Origin of the sequence: Mangrovicoccus algicola, from assembly GCF_014903745.1 — a bacterium.
GTDB lineage: Bacteria > Pseudomonadota > Alphaproteobacteria > Rhodobacterales > Rhodobacteraceae > Mangrovicoccus > Mangrovicoccus algicola.
On sequence record NZ_JACVXA010000007.1, the window covers coordinates 88,604 to 111,491 of the forward strand.

A 22,888-nucleotide genomic window follows, 5' to 3' on the forward strand; every position below is an offset into this window, starting at 1 on the left:
TCACTTGTCGAATGCCAGGTCGCGCAGGAAAAGCGCGATCTGCGGGAAGAAGATCAGCAGCACCGCCACGCTCAGCAGCATCAGGATGAAGGGCGGCGTGCCCTTGACGACCTCGGCATAGGGCCGCTTGAACACGGCGATGGCCGTGAAGATGTCGCAGCCGAAGGGCGGCGTGGCGCTGCCGATGGCGACCTGCAGCGTGATGATCGTGCCCACCAGCACCGGGTCGAGCCCCACCGAATCCACCACCGGCGCGAAGATCGGCACCAGGATCAGGATCACCACGATCGGATCGACGAACATGCAGCCCACGAAGAAGGCGATGGAGATGGTGAACAGCACCCCGTACTGCCCCATCTCGTCGATGCCGATGCCGCCCAGCACCTGCTGGGGGATCTGGGCAAAGCTGATGACATAGGAAAACGCCGCGCCCGCCCCCACGAGGATGAAGACCACGGCGGTGATCAGGCCGGTGGATTTCGCGGTGGCATAGAGCTGTTTCACCGACATCTCGCGGAAGACGACCATTTCCAGGATCAGCGCGTAGAGCACGCAGGCCGCCGCCGCCTCGGTGGGCGAGAAGATGCCGCCATAGATGCCGCCGACGATGATCACCGGAAAGCCCAGCGGCCACAGCGCGCGGCGCATCGCGCGGCCGCGCTCGGGCCAGGAGGCCCTGGGTTCGGTCGGCACGTCATGGCGGCGGGCATAGAGCCAGGAATAGATCGAGAAGAGCACGAGGATCAGCACCCCCGGCCCGATCCCGGCGATGAACAGTTCCGAAATCGATGTGCCCGAGACCACGCCGTAGATGATCATGCCGATCGAGGGCGGGATCAGGAAGGCGATGTCGGAGGCATTGACGATCAGCGCCAGAGAGAAGCTGTCGCCATATCCCGCCCGCAGCATCCGCGGCCGCAGCGGGCCGCCCACCGCGACCACCGTCGCCTGGGTGGATCCCGAAACCGCGCCGAACAGCGTGCAGGCCGCGGCGGTGGACACGGCCAGCCCGCCCTTGAGATGGCCGACGAAGGCCATCACCAGGTCGATCAGCCGGCTGGCGGATTGTCCGCGGGTCATGATGTCGGCGGCGAAGATGAACATCGGCACCGCGATCAGGCTGGCGGGACGGATGCCGCCCAGGATCTGCTGGACCATGGTATCCAGCTGGCCCATCCCGCCGAACAGCGCGACGAACCCGATCAGCGACCCGGCGATCAGCGGGATCATCATGGGAAACCCGGCCAGAAGCAGCAGGATCATGGTACCGAAAATGGCGAGGGTCATGGCTCAGACCTCCTCTTCGCCGGTGTCGTCATAGCCTTCGAGCGTGCTTGTCGAGAGCCAGATATCCTTGTGGATCATGTTCTTGATCGCGGTCAGGGCATATTGCAGCCCGGTCAGGAAGAACCCCAGCGGCGCCCAGACGATGATCCACCAGACGGGGATCTGCAGCGCCGGCAGAAGCCGCCCGCGCGAGGCCTGGGCCGAAACATACTGCACCGCGTACCAGGCCAGCAGGAACATCGCCGCCGCGGTCACGGCCGCGATCACCACCATCATCGCCTTGCGCAGCCGCGGCGGCGCGGCATCGAAGAAGGCGGACATGCGGATATGGCGGCCATGGCGCGCGGCATAGGAAATCCCCGCGAAGGTGATCAGCACGATCAGCGCCTGGTTCAGTTCCTCGGAGAAGAACAGGCTCTGCGACAGCAGGTAGCGCCCGACGACATTGGCGATGGTGTTGAGCGCCATCAGCAGGACGCCGACGGCCAGCAGGACCGCCTCGATGCGCGCCACCGCGGCGTCGACCACGCCCAGCACGCCCGGCAGGCCCGAGACATAGCCTGCATCGTCGATATCGTCATCGATCGCCGGGGACGGCATCTCGACATGCGGATCCGGCGCAGCGGCCGGGTCTTGCGGGGACGTCATGGCACGGTCCTCGGTCTTCTGCGGGGGAGGGAGGGGGTGCCCCCGCCCGGCGGACCGGGCGGGGCGCAGATCGTCAGCCGCGCGCTCAGCTGTCGGCGGCAGCCTCAAGATCGGCCTTCAGCTGGTCCAGGATCTCCTGGGCCTGGTCGCCGCCGATCTCGAGGAATTCCTGCTCGACGGAATCGGCGGTATCCATGAAGGGCTGGCGTTCCTCGTCGCTGAGCGTCGTGATGGTGATCGAGGGCTTGGCTTCCTTGATCTTCTCCAGCGACTCCTCGGTCAGGCCCTTCTGGTAGTCGATGATGTAGTCGAAGGCCGCGTCGATCGCGTCGGCGATCACCGTCTGATCCTCCTCGGAGAGGCCGTCATAGAAGTCCTTGTTGGCCATCACCGCGGTGGTGAAGTTGTTGTGACCGGTGCGGGTGATGTGGTCGGTCACCTCGTACATCTTGGTCGATTCGATGAAGAAGGCCGGGTTCTCCTGGCCCTGGATGATGCCGGTCTGCAGCGCGCCATAGACCTCGCCCCAGGGCAGCGGCGTCGGCGTCGCGCCGAAGGCGCGGTAGCTTTCCACCAGCAGCGGGTTGGTCATCACGCGGAACTTCACCTCGTCGAGGTCGTCGGGACCGGTGACCGCCTCGGCGGTGGTCATCATCACCTCGCCCTCGGGGAACATGGTCAGCAGCTCCAGCCCCTGTTCGGCATAGAGCGGCGGGAACAGCTCGTTGATCGCCTTGGAGTTCTTGAAGAAGCTGGCCAGCTGCTCCTCGTCCTGCGGCAGCAGGTAGGGGACGAAGAAGACCTGGGCCTCGGGGATCAGCGCGCCGGTGAAGCCCGGCGACTGGTCGACGAATTGCAGGATGCCCGACTGCGCCTGTTCCATCGTGTCGGCGGACTCGCCCAGCGTCCCGAAGGGGAAAAGCTGGATCTCGTGATCGGAATTGGCCTCGATCTCTTCCTTGAACTTCTGGGCGAACTTGCCCTGGACCTCGTCCATCGCCTCCTCGAAGGCGTAGCGCCAGGTATCGGCGGTCGCGGCACCCGCGCTGAGTGCCAGGACGGCGGCGGTGGTGGCGAAGAATGTCTTGCAGGTCACGTGGTTTCCCCTGTCTTTCGGCCCCGGCCTTCACTCTGCCGGGCTGGTTTCAGGTTGCGGGCCGGAACCCGCGCGGATGCCCCCAACCTGAAGCGGGAAATAAGCAAGTCAATGTCTATATTAAATCATGACAATTTGCGGCCCGCCCCGGGCCGCGCTCAGACCGGCGCATCGCAAACCGGCAGCAGCGCCGTCAGCGCGGCCAGCGCCTGCTCCAGGTCGCCCCGTCCGGTGCCGCCCAGGCAGATGCGGATCGCCGCGCGCCGGTCCGACAGCGCGAAGCTCTCCCCGGGCGACACGGCAACGCGGTTATGCAGCGCCTGGCGCTGGAAGGCGCGCTCGCTCAGCCCCTCGGGCAGCAGCAGCCAGCGATGCAGCCCCTGGGCGAATCCCAGGCTGGCCGCGCCCAGGTATCTCTGCGCCAGGCGGTTGCGCGCCGCCAGCTCGCGGCGCTGCGCCGCCAGGAGGTTGTCGGCCATGCCGCTGTCGATCCAGTCGGCGGCGATCTCGGCCATCAGCGGCGTGGCCATCCACGAAATCGAGAGGTGCCGGTTTTCTGCGCGCACCGCCAGACGATCGGGCATCGCGAGAAGACCGTAGCGCAGACCCGGCGACAGGCATTTGCTCAGCCCGGTGACATAGAAGGTGCGGTCCGGGGCGAAGCTGGCCACCGGCGGCGGGCGGCGCGACAGCAGCGGCCCCAGCGGATCGCATTCGAGGATGTAGATCCCCGCCTCGGCCGCCGCGCGGGCCAGCGCGGCGCGGCGGTCCCGGTCCATCACCTGGGCCCGCGGCCCGGCCCCCGAGGGCAGCAGATACACCGCCTTGAGCCGCCCGCCCGATCCCGCCGCCGTCGCCAGCAGCGCCTCGGGCAGCATGCCGCGCGCATCCTCGGCAATGCCGCGCAGCCTCAGGCCCAGCTGCTGGGCGGCGGGTTTCAGCGGGTGGCTGGTGACCGCCTCGGCGGCGATCTCGTCGCCCTTCTGCGCCACGGTCATCAGCGCCACGAACATCGCGGGGGTCACGCCGTTGGTGACCAGGACGCGGCTGGACTGCACGATCAGCCCGCAGCGCGCCAGCCATCCGGTGGCCGTGGCGCCGTGGCGCGCGGCGATGCGGTCGGGATGCAGCGCGAACATCGCATCCTGCGGCATCCGCGCCGCCAGCCGCCCCATCGTGTCGGCCCAGGCCTCGGCGATCTCGGGCAGATGCACCGGGGTCATCAGCGACAGGTCGCGCGGCGGCTTGCCCGCCCCGGCGCGATACCAGGGGATCTCGGAGGCCTCGCGCAGCCCCGATTTCACGAAACTGCCGCGCCCCACCTCGCCCGAGACCAGGTCGGCGCGGATCAGTTCCTCATAGGCGCGGCTGACCGTCTGCACCGACACGCCCAGCCGCCAGGCCAGGTCGCGATGGGCAGGCAGCCGGTCGCCCGGGCGCAGCCGGCCCGCGCCGATGGCGGCGACGATGCCCTGCGCCAGGCTGCGATAGGCGGGGCGGGTGATATCCTCGGGGCGGAGCGGCCAGTGCGACATGCGGGGCACCGTCCCCCAGGCGCGGCGGCTTGTCCAGATTGACAGCGGCGGTTTTCGCCGGGACAAGCGGGGCATGGATGCCGCCCGCCTAGATGACCGAGATATCGCGATCCTCGCCACGCTGTGCCGCGAGGGCCGCATCGCCAAGACCGAGCTTGCCGCCCGGGTGAACCTGTCGCCCACGCCCTGCTGGGACCGCATGAAGCGGCTGGAGAAGGCCGGGCTGATCGCCGGCTACCGCGCCGAGATCGACCTGGCGCGGCTGGGACCGCATGTGCAGGTCTTCGTCACGGTGGAGCTGGAAAGCCACCGCGCCGAGAGTTTCCAGGTCTTCGAACGCCGCATCGCCCAGCTTGACGAGGTGACCGGCTGCTGGGCGATCGGCGGCGGCTATGACTACCTGATGCAGGTGGTCGCCCGCGATGTCGCCGCCTTCCAGGAGCTGATGGATGCCCTTCTGGAAAGCCGGGCGGGGCTGCGCCGCTATTACAGCTATATCGTCACCAAGCCGGTGAAGGACGACCCGCCCGCGCTGGGACTGCTGCGCGGCTGAGCCTCCCCGCCCGGGGGCAGAGACTTTGCCGCCGGGATGCGCGCAGAACAGAGGATCCCTCTGCCGCGGCGGCGAAATCAAGGCAAACCCTCTGCCGCGCCGGGGGCAGGATGCCCTCGACAAGGAGGTGCAGCCATGAGCGATCTGTCGAACCGACCGACCCTCGGGATCTCGGATCCGGAGCTTCTGCCCTTGCAGGGGGACTTTCCCGGCGCGGGCCGGCTTGCCGTGCGCGACCCGGCCGACGGCACCCTGGTGGCGCAGGTGACGATCAGCGATGCGAGGGGCGCCCGCGCGGCGGTGGACGCCGCCGATGGCGCCTTCGGGCCCTGGGCGACCACCCTGCCGCAGGACCGTGCCGCGATCCTGCATCGCTGGCACGGCCTGATCGTCGCGGCGAAGGAGGACCTGGCGCGGATCATGGTCGCCGAGCAGGGCAAGCCCATCGGCGAGGCGCGCGGCGAGATCGACTATGCCGCCAGCTTCGTGCAATTCTATGCCGAGGAGGCGCTGCGCCCCAATATCGAGGGCGTCACCAGCCACCTGGCCGATGCCGAGATGGAGCTGTGGCGCGAACCCGTGGGCGTCGCGGCGCTGGTCACGCCCTGGAACTTCCCCTGCGCGATGATCACCCGCAAGGCCGCGGCGGCGCTGGCGGCGGGCTGCACGGTCGTGATCCATCCCTCGGCCGAGACGCCGCTTTCGGCGCTGGCGCTGGCAGAGCTGGCGCGGCGGGCGGGGTTCCCGCCGGGCGTGGTCAACACGGTGATCGGCGATGCCGCCGCCATCGTCGGCGAATGGACCGCCGATGCGCGGGTGCGCGCGCTGTCCTTCACCGGCTCCACCGAGATCGGGCGGCTGCTCTACCGGCAATCCGCCGACACGGTGAAACGGCTGGTGCTGGAACTGGGCGGACATGCGCCCTTCATCGTCTTCCAGGGGGCCGATCTGGACCGCGCCGTGGCCGAGGCGGTAAAGGCGAAATTCGCCACCTCGGGCCAGGACTGCCTGGGCGCGAACCGCTTCTACGTGCAGCGCCCGGTCTATGACGAATTCTGCGCCCGCTTCGCCGAGGCGACGGCCGCGCTGAGCCTGGGGCGCGGGATGGACGATCCCGATATCGGCCCGCTGATCCATGACCGCGCCATCGCCAAGCAGGAGGCCCATGTCGCCGACGCGCTGTCGAAAGGCGCGCGGGTCCTGACCGGCGGCGGCGTGGACGAGAGCCTGGGGCGGCTGTTCTTCCGCCCCACCGTGCTGGCCGATGTGCCGGACAGCGCGGCGATCATGTCGGAGGAAAGCTTCGGCCCGGTCGCGCCGGTCGCCGCCTTCGACACCGAGGAGGAGGTCATCGCCCGCGCCAATGCCACCGAATACGGGCTGGTCGCCTATCTGCACAGCCTCGATCCGCGGCGCATCTACCGCATGACGCGCGCGCTGCAATTCGGGATGGTGGCGGTCAACCGCACCAAGGTCACCGGCGCGCCGATCCCCTTCGGCGGCGTCAAGCAATCGGGCCTGGGCCGCGAGGGCGCGCGCCAGGGGCTCGAGGCCTTCACCGACATCAAATACGTCTGCCGCGACTGGGGCTGAACCCCGGCCTGCCGAAACTGCAAGGAAAACGACATGCTTACCAATGACCAGCTCGGGAAATGGGACCGCGAGAACTTCTTCCACCCCTCGACCCATCTGGGCCAGTTCGCCCGCGGCGAGGCGGCGCAGCGCGTCGTGACCGGCGGCGAGGGCGTCCATATCACCGACCGCGACGGCAACCGCCTGCTGGACGGGTTCGCCGGGCTCTACTGCGTCAATGTCGGCTATGGCCGCCAGGAAATCGCCGAGGCCATCGCCGCGCAGGCGCGCGAGCTGGCCTATTACCACGCCTATGCCGGGCACGGCTCCGAAGCCTCGATCACCCTGTCCAAGATGGTCATGGACCGCGCGCCCGACCACATGGCGCGGGTCTATTTCGGGCTGGGCGGCTCGGATGCCAACGAAACCAACATCAAGCTGATCTGGTATTACAACAACATCCTCGGCCGTCCGCAGAAGAAGAAGATCATCTCGCGCTGGCGCGGCTATCACGGCTCGGGGCTGATGACCGGGTCGCTGACCGGGCTGGAGCTGTTCCACCGCAAGTTCGACCTGCCGCTGGAACAGGTGATCCATACCGAGGCGCCCTATTACTTCCGCCGCCCCGATGCGGCCATGTCCGAGGCGCAGTTCACCGCCCATTGCGTCGCCGAGCTGGAGGCGCTGATCGCCCGCGAGGGCGCCGACACCATCGCCGCCTTCATCGGCGAGCCGGTGTTGGGCACCGGCGGGATCGTGCCGCCGCCCGCGGGCTACTGGCCGGCCATCCAGGAGGTTCTGGACCGCCATGACATCCTTCTGGTGGCCGACGAGGTCGTGACCGGCTTCGGGCGGCTAGGCACGATGTTCGGCTCGGACCATTACGGGATGCGCCCCGACCTGATCACCTCGGCCAAGGGGCTGACCTCGGCCTATGCGCCGCTTTCGGCCTCGATCGTGTCGCAGCGGATGTGGGACGTGCTGGCACGCGGCACCGACGAGAACGGCGTTCTGGGCCATGGCTGGACCTATTCCGCCCACCCGATCGGCGCCGCGGCAGGGATCGCCAACCTGAAGCTGATCGACGAGCTGGGGCTGGTGGAGAATGCCGGGACGACCGGGCGCTACCTGCAGGACCAGATGCAGGCCGCGCTGGGGGATCATCCCAATGTCGGCGAGGTCCGCGGCGAGGGCATGCTCTGCGCGGTGGAGCTGGTCGCCGACCGCGACAGCCGCCGCTTCTTCGAGGCCTCCGAGGGCAAGGGCGCCAAGGTGGTCGCGGCGATGCTGGAGCGCGGCGTGATCGCCCGGGCCATGCCGCAGGGCGACATCCTGGGCTTCGCCCCGCCGCTGTGCCTGACCCGCGAGGAGGCCGACACCATCGTCTCGGTCACCCGCGACGCCGTGGCGGCGGTGCTGGGCTGAGCGCATCCGGCGGCAGGGGCGCCCCCTGCCCCGGCAGAAAAAAGCCCCGGCGACCAAGGTCTCCGGGGCTGGCATGCTGAAAATATGGGCGAAGCTCCGGGAAGGGAAATCAACGCTCAGAGCCACTTAGCATGAAAGCGCCTCAATGCCAATAGATTATCAACTTGATAAAATTTGGTGAAATTTCCTCTAAGTCAGTGCCCGGGACCCTCCCGTCATGGTTGACGGTGTCGCCCGGCTAGGGGATCATGTCGCATGGACAGGCTTTCCTCGATCTTCGAACTGCGCGAGATGCTGCGCCAGCTGGAGCGCGATGTCGGCCTCGACCGGCTGAGCCGGACCGAGCGCGACGTGCTGCTGGCCGCGCACAGCCTGAGCGTGACCCCCGGCGCGGTGGTCAGTTCGGACCAGATCCGGTCGCATCCGCTGGTGGCCTCGGTGACGCAGGCGACCTTCTACCGGGCGGTGCGCAGCCTTCTGGGCTGCGGCTTCCTGGAACGGGCCACCGGATCGCGGGCCAAGAGCTACACGGTGCGCAGCGATCGCATCGGCGATCAGCTCGCGCGGCTGTGAGCGTATCGGCCCCGCCCGGCAGCACCCCCGCGCCGGATGCCTCCCGTGGCACGATCAGGGCCAGGCTGGTCCCGATCGCGGTGGTGGTGATGGCCTATATCCTCTGCCACGGGCTGACCGCGCGGCTGGTCACGCCCTTGCAGGCGGAGCTGTTTCCCGGGATCACCGCCTTTGCCAGCCTGCTCTACCTGCCCCATGGCGTGCGGGTCCTCTCCGCCTGGCTGCTGGGCGGGCGGGCCATCCTGCCGCTGGCGGCGGGGGCCTTCCTGTCGGAACTGCTGTTCACGCCGCCGACGCTGTTCGCCGCCACGGATCCCGTGATCCTCGTGTCGATCCTCATCGGGGCCGCCGCCGCCCCGGCCGCCTTCGCCCTGATGCGGCTGGCGGGACGCCCGCTTGCCGCCGGACAGGAGCGCCGGGTGCACTGGCGCTGGCTGCTGCTGGCGGGGATGCTGGCTTCGTTGCTGAATTCCGCCGGACAGGGGCTGGTCTTCGCCGACCTGATCCAGCCCGGACAGGCGGTTGCCGTGGCGCTGGTCTATGCGCTCGGCGATCTGGCGGGGCTGGTGGCCACGACGCTGGTGCTGATGATGATCTTCCGCTGGATGCGCCGCGGCTGACGCTCAGGCCCCGCGCCCCTGTGCCGCCAGCCCTGCCAGCACGATCCGCAGCAGCCGGCACAGCGCGGCCTCGCGCCCGGGATGGGGGCCGCAGGTGATCAGCGCGGGATGCAGGAAACAGGCCATCGCCTCTTCCAGCATCTGCGCCTCGGGCAGGCCGCCGAGCCCGGCCTCCGCCAGCAGCCCCGCCAGTTCGCCGGTCATCGCCTCCAGATGCGCCCGGATCACCGGACGGTCCTCGCTGGTGGCGGCGTTGAACCCGAAGAACACCTCCGGGTCGGAACGCGCCCGCGCGCTTTTCAGCCGGTAGCGGGCCAGGAACCAGGTCTCGATCCGGTCCGTCGCCGGGCCCGGCCGCGAACAGATCGCCGCCGTCTCGGCCCGCGCCTCCTCCAGCCAGGAGCCCGTGACCCCGTCCAGCAGCGCCGCCTTGTCGCGGAAATGGGCATAAAGCGCCGCGTGGCTGACGCCCATGTCGCGCGCCACCTCGGCCAGGCGCAGCTTGGCGAAGCCATGTGTCCGGATGCGCTCCGCAGCGATGGCGACGGCCCGGCGGCGCACGGCCTCGGGGGACAATCCGGTTCTGGGCACGCTGCTCCTCCTTGACTTCGAGACGTGTTCAGGTTACAGAAACCGCAAAACGTAATCAATCACCCGCGCGGCCCGGACCTCCCCCTACCCGGACCGTTGCGGGTTTTCCATTGCCGAGCGCCCCGCCATCCCGCCGCCCGTCCGGGCCAGGGCCGGTGCCGGGGCCCCGTCCGACAAAGAGACCTTACCATGCTGACCCTTCTCAGGGATCGCCGGGCCATCGCGCTGCTGCTGGCCGCTTCGCTGACGATCCTCTCCAACAGCCTCATCAGCCCCGCCCTTCCCGGGATCGAGGCGCGCTTTGCCGAGGAAGAGAATGCCGCGCTGCTGGCCCGCCTGCTGGTGACGGCGCCCTCGCTGATGGTGGCGCTGCTGGCGCCCTTCGCCGGCGCCATGGCCGACCGGTTCGGCCGCCGCCCGCAGCTTCTGATCGGGGTCGCGCTCTTCGCGCTGGCGGGCACGGCCGGGCTGTACCTGCCCAGCCTTCACCTCGTGCTGCTGTCGCGGCTGGTGCTGGGCGTGTCCGTCGCGCTGATCATGACCGCCCAGACGGCGCTGGTCGGCGATTTCTTCACCGGCACGGCGCGGTCGAATTTCATGGGGCTGCAGATCTCGGCCACCAATTTCGGCGGGCTGATCTTCCTGATGCTGGCCGGCTGGCTGGCGGCGATCTCGCCGGTCGGGCCCTTCGTGATCTACGGGGTCGCCCTGCTGTACCTGCCGCTGATGATGCTGTCGCTGAGGGGCACGGGCCGGGCACAGACCGGCACCGCCGCGGCCGGGGGGGCGGTGCCGCCCGGCGAGGGCGAGCCGCGCTGGATCGCCACGCTGGGGCTGGTCGTGCTGCTGGCGGCGCTGTGCTTCGTCTGCTTCTACCTCCTGCCCACCCAGGCGCCCTATTTCCTTGCCACGCTGGGCCATCCCGAACCGCAGGCGGCGGGGCTGCTGATGGGGGCGATGACCCTGGCGGGCGGCTTCAGCTCGCTGCTGTTCGGGCATGTCCGGCTGCGGCTGGGGCGGGCCGGCACGCCCGCGCTGGGATTCCTGTTCTTCGCGGCGGGCTTCCTGCTCTTCGCGGCGGCGGAGGGATTCGGCCTGGTGCTGCTGGGCGGGGCGGCGATCGGCGCGGGCGGCGGATTGCTGATGCCGACCTTCCTGGGCGTCGCGGTCGAGGTCGCCCCGGCGCATCGCCGCGGCCTGGCCGCCGGGGCGATCACCACCAGCGTCTTCACCGGGCAGTTCCTGTCGCCGCTGGTCTCGACCCCGCTGATCGCCGCGCAGGGCTATGCCGGGACCTTCACCCTGACCGGCGGGCTGCTGATCCTGCTGGCGGTGCTGGCGCTGCTGGGGCTGCGCCCGCGGCGCGGGGCGGATGCGCCGCTGCATGTGGTGGCCTGACCCGGCGGCTTTCCCCGCCGGGGGTGGCCGCCACCGCCGGGCCCGCTAGATCCCGCAGCGGGGCGCGATGCAGGACCGCACGCGCCGCCGCAGCCGAGAAAGGACCCGACCCATGCCGCAATCCGACAGCCGAAACCGCCGCTTCGTGCTGGCCCGCCGCCCCGAGGGCGAACCCGATGCCGACACGCTGCGCCTGGAAACCGTCGAGCGCCCCGCCCCCGGCCCCGGGCAGATGCTGCTGCGCAACGAGTTCCTGTCGCTCGATCCCTATATGCGCGGCCGGATGAGCGACGCGCCCTCCTATGCCGCCCCGGTGGAAATCGGCGAGGTCATGGTCGGCGGCACCGTCGCCGAGGTGGTCAGCTCGGATGTCGCGGGCTTCGCCCCCGGCGACCGGGTCGTGGCCTTCGGCGGCTGGCAGGATTACGCAATCTCCGACGGCCGCGGCGTCATCAACATGGGCCCGGATCCGCAGAACCCGTCCTGGGCGCTCGGCGTGCTGGGCATGCCGGGGCTGACCGCCTGGGCCGGGCTGACCCAGATCGGACAGCCGCAGAAGGGCGAGACCCTGGTCGTCGCCGGGGCAAGCGGCCCGGTGGGCGCCACGGTCGGCCAGATCGGCCGGATCCTGGGGCTGCGCGTCGTCGGCATCGCCGGGGGCGCCGAGAAATGCGCCCATGTCACCGGCACGCTGGGCTTCGATGCCTGCATCGACTACAAGTCCGAGGGCTTCGCCGCGATGCTGGCGCAGGCGGTGCCCGACGGGATCGACATCTATTTCGAGAATGTCGGCGGCGCGGTCTTCGACGCGGTCCTGCCGCTGCTGAACCCGCGGGCGCGGATCCCGGTCTGCGGGCTGATCTCGCAATACAACGCCACCGGCCTGCCCGAGGGGCCGGACCGGCTGGGCCAGCTGATGGGCCAGGTGCTCAAGCGCCGCATGACCCTGCGCGGCTTCATCGTCTTCGACGATTTCGGCCATCTCTACGGGGAATTCGCCGAGGCGATGGGCGACTGGGTCCGGCAGGGGCGCATCCGCTACCGCGAGGAGATGATCGACGGGCTGGAAAACGCCCCCGCCGCCTTCATCGGGCTGCTGCGCGGCGAAGCCTTCGGCAAGCGGGTGATCCGGCTGAACGCCTGAGCCCGCCGCTCAGCCGAGCGCCACGACCGGCCCCGCCGCCGCCACGGCATCCTCGCGGTCATGCGTGACCAGAAGCGCGGGGATGCCCGCCTCGCGGATCGTGGCCAGGACGAAGGCGCGGATGCCCTCGCGCCGTGCCGGGTCGAGCCCCGAGAAGGGTTCGTCCAGAAGCACCGCCCGGGGTTCGGCCAGCAGCGTGCGCATCAGCGCCGCGCGGGCCCGCTGCCCTCCCGACAGGGTCGCGGGATCGCGGGGGCCCATGCCGCCCAGCCCGGCCTGTTCCAGGGCCTGCGCCACCGCCGCGCGCCGCGCCGCGCGGCCGCGGATCCGCGGCGTCAGGCCGAAGGCCAGGTTGTCGGCCACGGACAGATGCGGAAACAGCACCGCCTCCTGGAACAGCACCCCGATCCCGCGCCGCTCGGGCGGCAGCCCCGCCATGTCGCGCCCCTCCAGCAGCACCCGGCCGCGCAGGCGGAAGTCCGGCGCCAGATGCCCGCCCACCGCGGCCAGAAGCGTCGATTTGCCGACGCCCGAAGGGCCGGTGATGCTGGCCACCTCGCCCGGGGCCACGCACAGGTCGAGCGGTGCGAACAGCGCCGCGCCCGTCCCGTCCAGCACGGTCAGCCCTTCCAGCAGCAGGCTCATGCCGCCCCCCGCAGCGCGCGGCGGTTGCGGTGGAGGAGCGCAGGCAGGCTCAGCGCCGCCAGGAACCCCGCCCAGGGCAGCGCCGCCTGCAGCACCGCATGCACCGCCGCCACGCGCCGGTCGGCGCCCGAGGCCAGCGCCACCGCCTCGGTGGTCAGCGTCGCGATCCGGCCCCCGCCCAGCAGCAGCGTCGGCAGGTATTGCGCCACCGAGACGGCGAAGCCGATTGCCGCCGCCAGCGCCAGCGGCGCCGCCAGAACCGGCAGCTTGACCCGCCACAGCCGCCGCGCCGGCCCCGCGCCAAGCGCTGCCGCACTGCGCGCCAGGCGCGGATCCAGCGCCCGCCACGGCCCGGCCAGCGCGATGAACACATAGGGCAGAACGAAAAGCCAGTGGCCCCAGATCACCGCCGCCAAGGGCGGCAGAGGCAGGGAAAGCGTCATCCCCGCCAGCCCGATCAGGAAGGACAGCTGCGGCAGCAGGAGCGGCAGGTAGAGCGCCGCCGTCATCCAGCGGTCGCCCTGCGGCCGCCCCAGCCGGTCCGCGCCTTCCAGCCAGGCCACCGCCGCGGCCAGCGCCATGGCCGCACAGGCCGCCGCGATCCCCAGCGTGCCCAGAGCCGTCGCGCCCCAGCGCCCGGCATCCTGCCAGGCCCCGGCGCTCAGCCGCGCCGGAAACGGATCGGGCCAGCGCCAGGCGAAGGTCACCGACCACAGGAGGATCGCCGCCAGCGCCAGCGCGGCAAGCCCTGCCAGCCCCGCCAGAAGCGCAAGCGGCAGCCCCAGCGCCCGGTCGGCCCCCGCCATGCGCCGTCCCCGCCGCAGCGCCGCGCGGGTTCGCAGCCCCGCCAGCCGCGCGCCGCCCAGCACCAGCGCGGCGGCGACCCCGGTCAGGACCAGCTGCATGATCCCCCCCGCCGAGGCCGGCAGGATCGCGCGCGGATCGGGATCGGAGAAAAGCCGCGCGACCAGAACCGACAGAGTCGGCGGGGTGGAGGGGCCGAGGATCTGCGCCATGTCCACGACCGAGACCGAGAAGGCCAGCACCACCAGCACCGGCAGGCGGATCAGCGGCCAGAGCTGCGGCAGCAGGATCCGCAGCCAGATCGCCGCCCGCCCGTAGCCCAGCGACCGCCCGGCCGCCATATGCGCGGCGACCGGGATCTGGCCCAGCCCCGCCACCGCCATGGCCAGCAGGAAGGGCAGTTCCTTGACCGCCAGCCCCAGGATCAGCGCCAGCCCGAGCGGATCGCCCACCGTCGCGACATCCGGCGGCCGGTCCCAGCCCAGAAGCGGCGCCAGCCCCCGCGCGATCCAGCCCGAGGGCGCCAGCACGAAGGCCAGCCCGATGGCCATGGCGGCATGGGGGGCGGCCAGCACCGGGGCAAGCATGCGTCCCGCCCGGCCCAGCCCCGGACCGCCCTGCAGCGCCGCCACCGCCCCCAGCGCCACGCCCAGCGACAGGAGCGTCGCCGCCAGTCCGGTCCATAGCGACAGCGCGGCGGCACGGGCCAGCCCCGGCTCCGCCAGGAGCGCGCGCCATGCGGACAGGTCGGGCCCCCGCGCGCCGAGCGCCGGGAAATGCCCGAAGGCCGCCGCGAGGCTCTGGCCCAGCCCGGCCAGCACCGGCAGGACCAGCCCCAGCACCAGAACCGCCCCGGCGGCGATCCGCAGGAGGCGGCCGGATCTCATCTGGCGTAGCGCTGCTGCCAGTCCGCGGTCAGCCGGGTCATCCAGGCGGGATCGGGTTCGGGCAGGACCGCGCCCAGATCCTCCAGCGCGGGCAGGGCCGGGTCCTGCGGCAGCGCCGCGAAGGCGGCCTGTCCCGCCTCGTCCAGCCGCGCGGGATCCAGCACCGAGAAGGATCCCAGCACGTCGATATCCTGCATATGCGCCTGCACCTGCGGATCCAGCAGCGCATTCGCCACCACCCGCGCCCCCGCCGCATGGGCGGCATTGTAGGGAATGGCGACGAAGCTGACATTGCCGATGCTGCCGGGCGCGGGCACATGCACGCGCACCGTGTCGGGCAGCAGCCCGTCGCGGATCGCCGCCGCGGCAGAGGCCGGGTCGAAGGACATCGCCAGGTCGACCTCGCCATCGTTCAGCAGCTGCCGCTGGGCGAATTCATTGGCGGGAAAGGCGGTGCCGTCGCGCCACAGATGCGGGCGCAGCGCCTCGTACCACTGCCACAGCGGGGCGGTGGCGGCGCCATAGCTGTCATCGCCGGGCGGCACGGACAGGTCGGTGCCCGCGGGGGCCAGTTCGATCAGCGCCTGTTTCAGGAAGGTCGCGCCCATGAAATTCGACGGGTCGGGATGGGTGATCCGCCCCGGATGCGCCGCCGCCCAGTCCGGCCAGTCCGCCATGCGCGCCGGCGGCGCGCCGATCCGCGCGGTATCGTAGGTGAAGACGAACTTGGCCAGCCGCCAGGGCGATTCCAGCCCCTCCACCGGCACGGTGAAATCGACCGTGTTGGCCGATCCCGGCGACAGGTCCAGCCAGCGCGCATTGGGCAGATCCGCCACGAACGGCCCCTGCAGAAGGCCCTGCGCCTTCATCGCGGCGAAATTCGGCCCGTTGATCCAGATCAGGTCGACGGCGCCGCCCTCGTCGCGCCCGGCCGCCTTCTCGGCGACGACGCGGGCCACGGCCTCGGCCGTGTCGCTTAGCTTGACCTGGCGCAGGGTGACGCCCTGCCCGGTCTCGAGCCTGCCGCCCAGCCAGGCAAGGAAGGCATTGGTCCGCTCATCCCCGCCCCAGGCGTGGAAATAGACGGTCTGTCCGCGCGCCTCCTGCAACGTCTCCTGCCAGTCCCCGGCACGGGACGCGGCGGGCGGCAGGGCGCCGGCGGCAAGGCCGAGGGCGGCGGCAAGGGCGGCGATCAGGGTCTTCATCGGAAACTCCCTCGGGTCGGGCTCAGCGAAAGGCGGTCCAGCCCATCCACCAGCGCAGAAGCGTGGTGATGGCGCAGGCGGCGGCGAAGATCCAGGCCAGCACGGCGAAGGCCTGGGGCAGGAGGCACATGGCAAGGAAGACGGCGATCGTCTCGAAACCCTCGGTCAGGCCGCCGAGATAATAGATCCCCTTCTGCGGAAAGGCAGAGGACGTCGTGCCGCGCCGCGCCGCGATGGCGGAGAAGGCCAGGAAGGAGGACCCGGTCCCGACGAAGGCGGCGATCAGCACCGCGGCGGGCAGGGCATTGGCCGCGGGGTCGTGGAGGGCAAAGCCCAGGGGCACCAGCGCGTAGAAGAGGAAATCCAGCGAAATGTCGAGAAAGGCGCCGCGATCGGTCGGGCCCGCGATGCGCGCCACTGCCCCGTCCAGCCCGTCCATCACCCGGTTCGCCGCGATCAGCGCCGCCGCCCAGGGCCACAGCCCGAATGCCAGCGCCGCCACGGCCATGAGCCCGACCAGGAACCCCGCAATGCTGATCGCGTCGGCGGAGATGCCGCGCGCCGCCAGCCATTGCGCGGGCGGCTGCAGCACGGCGCGCTGCAGCGGCAGGAGGCGCGCGTCGATCATCCGCGCCTCCAGCGGTGGAACCGCTCCAGCAGGCGCAGCGCGCGCGGGTTCACATGGCCCCGCCGCCAGGCCCCGGCCGCCGCCTTGTTCGCCTCCGCCCAGGTCGGGTAGACATGGATCGTGCCGAGGATCTTGTTCAGGCCCAGCCCGTGCTTCATCGCGGTGACGAATTCGCCGATCATCTCGCCCGCATGGGCCCCGGCGATGGTCGCGCCCAGGATGCGGTCCCGGCCCGGCACGGTCAGCACCTTGACGAAGCCCTGCGCCGCGCCCTCGGTGACGGCGCGGTCGAGACCGGACAGCTCGTAGCGGGTGACCTCATGGGGGATGCCCTTCTGCTGCGCCTCGGTTTCCGACAGGCCGACGCGGGCGATCTCGGGATCGGTGAAGGTGGCCCGCGGGATCACCCGGTAATCCGCCCGGAACCGCTTCAGCCCGCCGAAAAGCGCGTTGACCGCCGCGTACCAGGCCTGATGCGAGGCAGTATGCGTGAACTGGAAGGGCCCGGCAACATCGCCCGCCGCCAGGATGTTGGGATAGCGCGTCTCCAGGAAGTCGTTCGTCTCCACCACCTGCCCGGCGGGAATGCCCATCTCCTCCAGGCCCATCCCTTCCAGCCGCGCGGCGCGGCCCGTGGCGACGAGGATCTCGTCGAAGCCGATCCGGCGCGTTCCCTGCGCGGTCTCGATCTCGATCCACTTGCCGCCATCGGGCCCGTCCCCGCGCCCGCAGGCCGTGGCGCGCGATCCGGTCAGGACCGTCACCCCGTCCTCGCGCAGCGCGGCGCTCACCAGTTCCGACACTTCCGCGTCCTCGCGGCCCAGCAGCCGGTCGGCCGCCTCGATCTGGGTGACGTCCGATCCCAGCCGGGCGAAGGCCTGGGCCAGTTCGCAGCCGATCGGGCCGCCGCCCAGCACGACCAGGCGCGCCGGCGCGTCGGGACGGTGCCGCAGCCGGTCCCACAGCGTGTCCGAGGTCAGCGGGCCGACCTCCTCCAGCCCCGGGACCGGCGGCAGGGCGGGGCGCGCGCCGGTGGCGAGGATGACGGCGCGCGTGCTCAGCCGCTGCGTGCCGCCGTCATGGCCCGCGATCTCGACCGTCCAGGGATCAATGAGCCGCGCGCGCCCGCGGATCACCTCCACCCCCAGCCCTTCGTAGCGCGCGACGCTGTCATGGGGCGCGATGGTCGCGATGGCGGCATGCACCCGTTCCATCACCCGGTCGAAGGGCACGTGCGGCGCCGCCCCGGTCAGGCCCCAATCGGCGGCGCGGCGCATCTGGCGGGCCAGACCGGCGCTGCGGATCAGCGTCTTGGAGGGGACACAGCCGTAATTCAGGCAATCCCCGCCCATCTCGCCGGCCTCGACCAGCGTCACCCGCGCCTTCACCGCCGCCGCGATATAGGCCGAGACCAGCCCGGCAGAGCCCGCCCCGATCACCACCAGGTTGCGGTCGAACCGTTTCGGGCGGGTCCAGCCGGCATAGGCCCGGCGGCGCCGCCACAGGCCGATCGCCCCGCGCGCCGCCCATGGAAAGGCCGCGAGCGCCGCGAAGGAGGCCAGCACCGGCCCCGAGACCAGACCCGAGAGGCTGTCCAGCCGCGCCAGCTGGGTGCCTGCATTCACATAGACCGCCGTGCCCGCCAGCATCCCCGCCTGGCTGACCCAGTAGAAGGTCCGCGCCCGGATCGGGCCCAGCCCCATCAGCAGGTTCAGCGCGAAGAAGGGCACCACCGGGATCAGCCGCAGCGAGAACAGGTAGAACGCCCCGTCCCGCGCCAGGCCGGCCTCCAGCCCCGCGGCCCGCGCGCCCAGCTTTGCCCGCACCCAGTCGCGCGCCAGGTAGCGCGCCACCAGGAAGGCCAGGGTCGCGCCGATGGCCGAGGCGAAGGAGACCAGCACCAGTCCCTGCCAGAACCCGAACAGCGCCCCCCCCGCCAGGGTCAGCCACAGCGCCACCGGCAGGGACAGCGCGGTGACGGCGACATAGGCGGCGAAGAACAGCGCCGCCGCCGCCAGCGGATGCGCGGCGCGCAGATCCGCGACAGCCTCCAGATGCGCCCGCAGCGCGGACAGATCCAGGTCCTGCCCGCGCAGGAGCCACAGCAGGCCCGCGACCAGCAGGCCGAGGCCGATGAGGAGAAGGGGTTTCTTCATGTATCCGTCTTTTCAGCTGGCGCCGGGCGGAACGGCCGGGCGCGATGTCGGTGGGGCGGCGCGCCCGGGGCACGCGGCGCAGGCGGGGATGCGGGGGGCGGCATCACGCGTCGGCCGGGACGGGACAGGCGGCGAAGCTTGCCGGCGCAGCGGCCGCGACCGGGCGGAGCCGGGCGGCATCCCATCCCGTGCGGGCCCGCAGCACCAGCCCCCGCGCCGCAGCCGCCGCCAGCGCGGCGCGGATCGCGGGATCGGCCGGATCCCCGGCGATGGCAAAGCGGCGTTCCAGGAGCGTCTCCAGCACGCCCAGCCTGCGGTCGCGTTCCGCGCGCAGGCCCGGATGGGTCATCGCCGCATCGGCCAGCACCCCCGAGATCAGGCAGCCCGGCGGATCCGCGCCGCCCGCGGCAAGCGTCACGACCGCCTCGAAGAAGGCGCGCAGATCCTCGGCCAGGCTGCCCCGCGGTCCCAGCGCCGCCGCCACCAGCGCAAGGCGCGTCGCGGCATAGCGGTCGAGCGCCGCGAGAAACAGCCCCTCCTTGCCGCCATAGATCTGGTACAGGCTGGCGCGCGGCATCCCCGCCGCCCGGCACAGCTGCGCCACCGAGGCCTGGTCATAGCCGCAGGCCCAGAAGACGCGCAGCGCCGCCTCCAGCGCGGCGGCCTCGTCGAAGCCGCGGGGGCGCCCGCGGGGGCGCGGCTGCTCTGGCTGGGTCTGGGACATGGCACCTGATTTCCGGATCGCTCGTTCCGGAAATAACGGGGGCCGGGCGCCGGGGCAAATTACGTCGCCTGACAACCCCGTCAGCTTTGTGTCAGACCCGCCGCTGTGACCCGTGCGCCGCGCCGCCGGCCCGTCATGAACCGGTGATGTGACGGCGTCCCGGCGCCGGGCTAGAGCCTTCCCTATCCATTCCGCGACCCGCGAGGCCCCCCGATGCTCTCCGACCGAGACCTGCAAACCCGCCGCGAGACGGCCGAGACGATGCTGCGCGATGCCGGGCGCGAGGCGCTGGCCGCCTGCCTGTCGCGCGATTTCACCGTCGAGGCCAAAGGGCACCAGGATTTCGTCACCGCCATCGACCGCCGGACCGAGGACCGGCTGCGCGCGGCGCTGGCCCGCGCCTTCCCGCAGGATGCGGTCCTGGGCGAGGAAGGCGGCGGCGCGCCGGGGCCGGTGACCTGGATCCTCGACCCGATCGACGGCACCGCCAATTTCCTGCGCGGCTTTCCCTATTGGTGCCTCTCGGCAGGGCTGGTCGCCGACGGCGATCCGGTGATGGGGGTCATCTACGATCCCTGCCGCGACGAGCTGTTCTCGGCCCATCGGGGCGGCGGCGCGACGCTGAACGGGGCGCGGATGCGGGTTGCCGAAACCGGCGGGATCGACCGCGCGACCTTCGGGCTGGGCTTCAGCTTCAGGACCCCGGCGCAGCAGCACGCCGCGGTGATCGGCGAGATCCTGCAGATGGGCGGCACCTACCGGATGCCCGGCGCCGGGGCGCTGACCCTGGCCCATCTGGCGGCGGGACGGCTCGACGGGTTCTGGGAGGCCAGCATCCATCCCTGGGACGTGGCGGCGGGGCTGGCGATCCTGGCGGAGGCGGGCGGGATCGCGACGCCCTATGGCAGGCAGAGCGGCTGGCGCGCGCCCGCGCCGCTGCTGGCGCTGACCCCGGCCATGGCGCAGGCGCTGGCCGGGGGGCTGCCGCGGGACGCCGTCTGGTCCGTCCCCCTGCAGCAGCTGCAGAGCGGCTGATCAGGCCGGCGGATCGAAGGCGCGCACCGGCGGCAGCGGCCCGTCATGGCGCGCCACCGCGACGGTGGTCAGCTGCCCGGTGCATCCCTGGGCCAGCGCCGAGCTGCCGATATCGCGGGTCAGCACGTTGGGATTGCCATGCACGCAGAGCGGATGCTCCGCCGCCGGGTCCAGGGGATCGTACCAGGCGCCGGTGGCCAGCTGCACCACCCCGCGCCGGATGTCGCGCGACAGGGCGATCCCGGCAAGGCAGGCGCCGCGGGCATTCGACAGGCGCACCACGTCGCCCTCGGCGATGCCCAGCGGCGCGGCATCCTCGGGATGCATCAGCGCGGGTTCGCGCCCCTGCCGCTTGGAGGCCGCGCTGTGGCCGCCGAAATCCAGCTGGCTGTGCAGGCGGGTGCGCGGCTGGTTGGCGATCAGCACGAAGGGCGTTTCGGCATCCGGCCGGTAGGGCTGGCCCAGCCAGACCGGGTGGCCGGGGCAATCCGGCTCCGCGAAGCCCGCGATGGTCTCGCTGAAGATCTCCAGCCGGCCGCTGGGGGTGGACAGGGGCGCGGCCTGCGGATCGGCGCGGAAGGCGCAGAGATAGCCGCCATCATCGGGATCCTGCGGCAGCTCGATCCCCTCGCCCTCCCAGAATTCGGCGAAATCCGGGGCGGGCAGGCCCGCCCGCGCCAGCCCCTCGCGCGTCGGCTGGTAGAGGTGTTCCAGCCATTGCCGCGACGTGCGCCCCTCGGTGAAGGCCTCGCGCGCGCCCATCCGCCCCGCGAGATCGGCGAAGATGTCGTAATCGTCGCGCGCCTCGCCGACCGGCGGGGCCAGCCTGCGCATCGGCACCATCAGCGGATCGTTGGAACAGGCCCCGATATCCTCGCGCTCCAGCGTCATGGTGCAGGGCAGCACGATATCGGCATGGCGCGCGGTCGCGGTCCAGCCCAGTTCATGCACGACCAGCGTGTCGAGCCGGGCGAAGGCGCGGGTCAGCCGCGCCAGGTCCTGGTGGTGATGGAAGGGATTGCCCCCCGCCCAGTAGACCAGCCGGATATCGGGATAGGTCCGGGTCTGGCCGTTATAGCGATAGGCGGTCCCCGGCCCCAGCAGCATGTCGGCGATCCGCGCCACGGGGATGTAATCGGCCACGCCGTTCCTGCCCTGCGACAGGGTCGGGGCGGGCACCGCGTTGTTGCGCCGCCCGTAATAGGCGATCGCCCCCAGCGCATAGCCATAGCCGCCGCCGGGCAGGCCGATCTGTCCCAGCGCCGCGGCCAGGACCATGCCCATCCAGACCGGCTGCTCGCCCCCCTCGGCCCGCTGCAGCGAATGCGACACGACGATCAGCGCCCGCCTGCCCGCCAGCCGCCGGGCCAGGGCGATGATCTCGCCGGCCGCGATCCCGGTCAGCGGCGCAGCCCAGGCGGCATCCTTGGGCTGGCCGTCCTCTTCCCCCGTCAGATAGCGCTCGAACCGGTCCCAGCCGGTGGTGTAGCGCGCGAGGAAGGCACGGTCATGCAGCCCCTCTGCCACCAGCGTATGGACCAGCGCCATCATCAGCGCGGTATCGCTGGCCGGGATGCAGGACAGCCATTGCGCCCCGGTCTCCCCGGGCAGGTCGTCGCGCAGCGGGCTGACCAGCACGAATTCGCAGCCGCGCGCCGCCGCGCGCGCCATCGCGCCGCGTTCGACATGGCGGCTGACCCCGCCGCCGGCGACCATGGAATTCTTCAGCGCCATGCCGCCGAAGGCCAGGACGATCTCGCTGTGATCGGCCACCTGGTCCCAGGTCACGTTGCGCTTGGTCAGGCCGTTGTAATCGCCCATCACATGCGGGATCAGCACAGAGGAGGCGCCCGAGGAATAGCTGTTGACCGACCGCACATAGCCGCCGCAGGCGGTGTTGAGGAACCGGTGGACCTGGCTCTGGGCATGGTGGAACCGCCCGGCGCTGGCCCAGCCATAGGAGCCGCCGAAGATTGCCCCCGGCCCCGCGCCGTCGCGGATCCGCAACAGCTCGGCCCCCAGCAGATCCAGCGCCTTCTCCCAGCTGACCGGCACGTATTCGTCGCGCCCGCGCCGCGGATCCGGGCCGGGGCCGTTCTCCAGCCAGCCGCGGCGGATCATCGGCTGCGTCACCCGCGCCCGGTGGCGCAAGGCGCCGGGAAAATTGTCGATGATGCCGTTCGGGTCCGGATCGCCGGGATGCGCCCGCACCTGCAGCCCATCGCCGGTCATCCGCGCCGAGAACAGCCCCCAATGCGAACTATGCGGCCGGAACGGCGCGTCCTCGCCGTCGGTCTCGGGGATCCGGGGGCGGTCATCCATCGGCGCGTCCTTTCTGCCTTGGGGGCCGGCGGAGCACCGG

Annotated in this window: 20 protein-coding genes; 8 read left to right on the forward strand and 12 right to left on the reverse strand. The window is 71.3% G+C overall.

The window, feature by feature from the left end; all coding sequences use genetic code 11:
- The 4 genes from ICN82_RS03705 to ehuR all read right to left on the reverse strand — a co-directional run bounded on the left by ICN82_RS03705 (position 1) and on the right by ehuR (position 4,566).
- Positions 1-1,287: a TRAP transporter large permease gene (locus tag ICN82_RS03705; protein WP_193179744.1), complete on the reverse strand. Its 1,287-nt coding sequence runs from the start codon at positions 1,285-1,287 to the stop codon at positions 1-3.
- A gap of 3 nt (positions 1,288-1,290) precedes the next feature.
- Positions 1,291-1,887, reverse strand: a complete 597-nt coding sequence (locus ICN82_RS03710; protein WP_193179809.1) for a TRAP transporter small permease — start codon at positions 1,885-1,887, stop codon at positions 1,291-1,293.
- Between the two features lie 133 nt (positions 1,888-2,020).
- Complete coding sequence (locus tag ICN82_RS03715; protein WP_193179745.1) at positions 2,021-3,031, reverse strand: TRAP transporter substrate-binding protein; 1,011 nt, start codon at positions 3,029-3,031, stop codon at positions 2,021-2,023.
- A 158-nt stretch (positions 3,032-3,189) separates the two neighbouring features.
- A complete protein-coding gene (gene ehuR, locus ICN82_RS03720) occupies positions 3,190-4,566 on the reverse strand; it encodes a MocR-like ectoine utilization transcription factor EhuR (protein WP_193179747.1) in 1,377 nt (458 codons plus the stop codon).
- Between the two features lie 73 nt (positions 4,567-4,639).
- Here ehuR and ICN82_RS03725 point away from each other — a divergent pair, with 73 nt between their 5' ends.
- From ICN82_RS03725 to ICN82_RS03745, 5 genes are all read left to right on the forward strand, one after another.
- Positions 4,640-5,119, forward strand: a complete 480-nt coding sequence (locus tag ICN82_RS03725) for an Lrp/AsnC family transcriptional regulator (protein WP_193179749.1) — start codon at positions 4,640-4,642, stop codon at positions 5,117-5,119.
- 135 nt (positions 5,120-5,254) lie between these two features.
- A complete protein-coding gene (locus tag ICN82_RS03730) occupies positions 5,255-6,712 on the forward strand; it encodes an NAD-dependent succinate-semialdehyde dehydrogenase (protein WP_193179751.1) in 1,458 nt (485 codons plus the stop codon).
- A 33-nt stretch (positions 6,713-6,745) separates the two neighbouring features.
- A complete protein-coding gene (locus ICN82_RS03735) occupies positions 6,746-8,116 on the forward strand; it encodes an aspartate aminotransferase family protein (RefSeq protein ID WP_193179753.1) in 1,371 nt (456 codons plus the stop codon).
- Between the two features lie 255 nt (positions 8,117-8,371).
- Positions 8,372-8,689, forward strand: coding sequence for a hypothetical protein (locus ICN82_RS03740; RefSeq protein WP_193179755.1), 318 nt, complete (start codon positions 8,372-8,374; stop codon positions 8,687-8,689).
- A complete protein-coding gene (locus ICN82_RS03745; protein ID WP_330998958.1) occupies positions 8,686-9,309 on the forward strand; it encodes a hypothetical protein in 624 nt (207 codons plus the stop codon). Before ICN82_RS03740 ends, ICN82_RS03745 begins: the two co-directional genes overlap by 4 nt.
- A gap of 3 nt (positions 9,310-9,312) precedes the next feature.
- Here the strand turns inward: ICN82_RS03745 and ICN82_RS03750 are convergent, their stop codons facing one another.
- Positions 9,313-9,900, reverse strand: coding sequence for a TetR/AcrR family transcriptional regulator (locus ICN82_RS03750; RefSeq protein WP_193179757.1), 588 nt, complete (start codon positions 9,898-9,900; stop codon positions 9,313-9,315).
- Positions 9,901-10,089: 189 nt separating this feature from the next.
- Between ICN82_RS03750 and ICN82_RS03755 the strand changes: the two genes are divergently transcribed.
- Together ICN82_RS03755 and ICN82_RS03760 are read left to right on the forward strand one after the other, a co-directional pair.
- Positions 10,090-11,298 (forward strand): MFS transporter, encoded by a 1,209-nt coding sequence (locus ICN82_RS03755; RefSeq protein WP_193179759.1) that lies wholly within the window; start codon positions 10,090-10,092, stop codon positions 11,296-11,298.
- Positions 11,299-11,410: 112 nt separating this feature from the next.
- Positions 11,411-12,442, forward strand: a complete 1,032-nt coding sequence (locus ICN82_RS03760) for an NADP-dependent oxidoreductase (protein WP_193179761.1) — start codon at positions 11,411-11,413, stop codon at positions 12,440-12,442.
- Positions 12,443-12,451: 9 nt separating this feature from the next.
- On the opposite strand, the gene ICN82_RS03765 is transcribed toward ICN82_RS03760, so the two are convergent.
- The 6 genes from ICN82_RS03765 to ICN82_RS03790 form a co-directional block, all read right to left on the reverse strand.
- Complete coding sequence (locus ICN82_RS03765) at positions 12,452-13,087, reverse strand: ATP-binding cassette domain-containing protein (RefSeq protein ID WP_193179765.1); 636 nt, start codon at positions 13,085-13,087, stop codon at positions 12,452-12,454.
- Positions 13,084-14,778, reverse strand: a complete 1,695-nt coding sequence (locus ICN82_RS03770; protein ID WP_193179767.1) for an ABC transporter permease — start codon at positions 14,776-14,778, stop codon at positions 13,084-13,086. Before ICN82_RS03770 ends, ICN82_RS03765 begins: the two co-directional genes overlap by 4 nt.
- Complete coding sequence (locus ICN82_RS03775) at positions 14,775-15,983, reverse strand: ABC transporter substrate-binding protein (protein ID WP_193179769.1); 1,209 nt, start codon at positions 15,981-15,983, stop codon at positions 14,775-14,777. Before ICN82_RS03775 ends, ICN82_RS03770 begins: the two co-directional genes overlap by 4 nt.
- A gap of 22 nt (positions 15,984-16,005) precedes the next feature.
- On the reverse strand, positions 16,006-16,611 hold the full coding sequence (locus ICN82_RS03780; protein ID WP_193179771.1) for a CDP-alcohol phosphatidyltransferase family protein: 606 nt from the start codon (positions 16,609-16,611) through the stop codon (positions 16,006-16,008).
- Entirely contained in the window at positions 16,608-18,767 is a 2,160-nt protein-coding gene (locus tag ICN82_RS03785) for an FAD-dependent oxidoreductase (RefSeq protein WP_193179772.1), read from the reverse strand. Before ICN82_RS03785 ends, ICN82_RS03780 begins: the two co-directional genes overlap by 4 nt.
- 103 nt (positions 18,768-18,870) lie before the next feature.
- Positions 18,871-19,491 carry a TetR/AcrR family transcriptional regulator gene (locus ICN82_RS03790; protein WP_193179774.1) on the reverse strand — a complete coding sequence of 207 codons (621 nt, stop codon included), beginning with the start codon at positions 19,489-19,491 and terminating at the stop codon, positions 18,871-18,873.
- 213 nt (positions 19,492-19,704) lie between these two features.
- On the opposite strand from ICN82_RS03790, the gene ICN82_RS03795 reads away from it, so the two are divergent.
- Positions 19,705-20,526, forward strand: coding sequence for an inositol monophosphatase family protein (locus ICN82_RS03795; RefSeq protein WP_193179776.1), 822 nt, complete (start codon positions 19,705-19,707; stop codon positions 20,524-20,526).
- On the opposite strand, the gene ICN82_RS03800 is transcribed toward ICN82_RS03795, so the two are convergent.
- Entirely contained in the window at positions 20,527-22,848 is a 2,322-nt protein-coding gene (locus ICN82_RS03800) for a molybdopterin-dependent oxidoreductase (RefSeq protein ID WP_193179785.1), read from the reverse strand.
- Positions 22,849-22,888 lie beyond the last annotated feature (40 nt).

Excerpts from the sequence above, each read along its gene's own strand:
- ICN82_RS03755 (WP_193179759.1), top strand. The coding sequence starts at position 10,090 with ATGCTGACCCTTCTCAGGGATCGCCGGGCCATCGCGCTGCTGCTGGCC.
- ehuR (WP_193179747.1), bottom strand. The coding sequence starts at position 4,566 with ATGTCGCACTGGCCGCTCCGCCCCGAGGATATCACCCGCCCCGCCTAT.
- ICN82_RS03785 (WP_193179772.1), bottom strand. The coding sequence starts at position 18,767 with ATGAAGAAACCCCTTCTCCTCATCGGCCTCGGCCTGCTGGTCGCGGGC.
- ICN82_RS03705 (WP_193179744.1), bottom strand. The coding sequence starts at position 1,287 with ATGACCCTCGCCATTTTCGGTACCATGATCCTGCTGCTTCTGGCCGGG.
- ICN82_RS03710 (WP_193179809.1), bottom strand. The coding sequence starts at position 1,887 with ATGCCGTCCCCGGCGATCGATGACGATATCGACGATGCAGGCTATGTC.
- ICN82_RS03795 (WP_193179776.1), top strand. The coding sequence starts at position 19,705 with ATGCTCTCCGACCGAGACCTGCAAACCCGCCGCGAGACGGCCGAGACG.
- ICN82_RS03800 (WP_193179785.1), bottom strand. The coding sequence starts at position 22,848 with ATGGATGACCGCCCCCGGATCCCCGAGACCGACGGCGAGGACGCGCCG.
- ICN82_RS03765 (WP_193179765.1), bottom strand. The coding sequence starts at position 13,087 with ATGAGCCTGCTGCTGGAAGGGCTGACCGTGCTGGACGGGACGGGCGCG.
- ICN82_RS03780 (WP_193179771.1), bottom strand. The coding sequence starts at position 16,611 with ATGATCGACGCGCGCCTCCTGCCGCTGCAGCGCGCCGTGCTGCAGCCG.
- ICN82_RS03735 (WP_193179753.1), top strand. The coding sequence starts at position 6,746 with ATGCTTACCAATGACCAGCTCGGGAAATGGGACCGCGAGAACTTCTTC.
- ICN82_RS03775 (WP_193179769.1), bottom strand. The coding sequence starts at position 15,983 with ATGAAGACCCTGATCGCCGCCCTTGCCGCCGCCCTCGGCCTTGCCGCC.
- ICN82_RS03730 (WP_193179751.1), top strand. The coding sequence starts at position 5,255 with ATGAGCGATCTGTCGAACCGACCGACCCTCGGGATCTCGGATCCGGAG.
- ICN82_RS03760 (WP_193179761.1), top strand. The coding sequence starts at position 11,411 with ATGCCGCAATCCGACAGCCGAAACCGCCGCTTCGTGCTGGCCCGCCGC.
- ICN82_RS03790 (WP_193179774.1), bottom strand. The coding sequence starts at position 19,491 with ATGTCCCAGACCCAGCCAGAGCAGCCGCGCCCCCGCGGGCGCCCCCGC.
- ICN82_RS03770 (WP_193179767.1), bottom strand. The coding sequence starts at position 14,778 with ATGAGATCCGGCCGCCTCCTGCGGATCGCCGCCGGGGCGGTTCTGGTG.
- ICN82_RS03740 (WP_193179755.1), top strand. The coding sequence starts at position 8,372 with ATGGACAGGCTTTCCTCGATCTTCGAACTGCGCGAGATGCTGCGCCAG.
- ICN82_RS03725 (WP_193179749.1), top strand. The coding sequence starts at position 4,640 with ATGGATGCCGCCCGCCTAGATGACCGAGATATCGCGATCCTCGCCACG.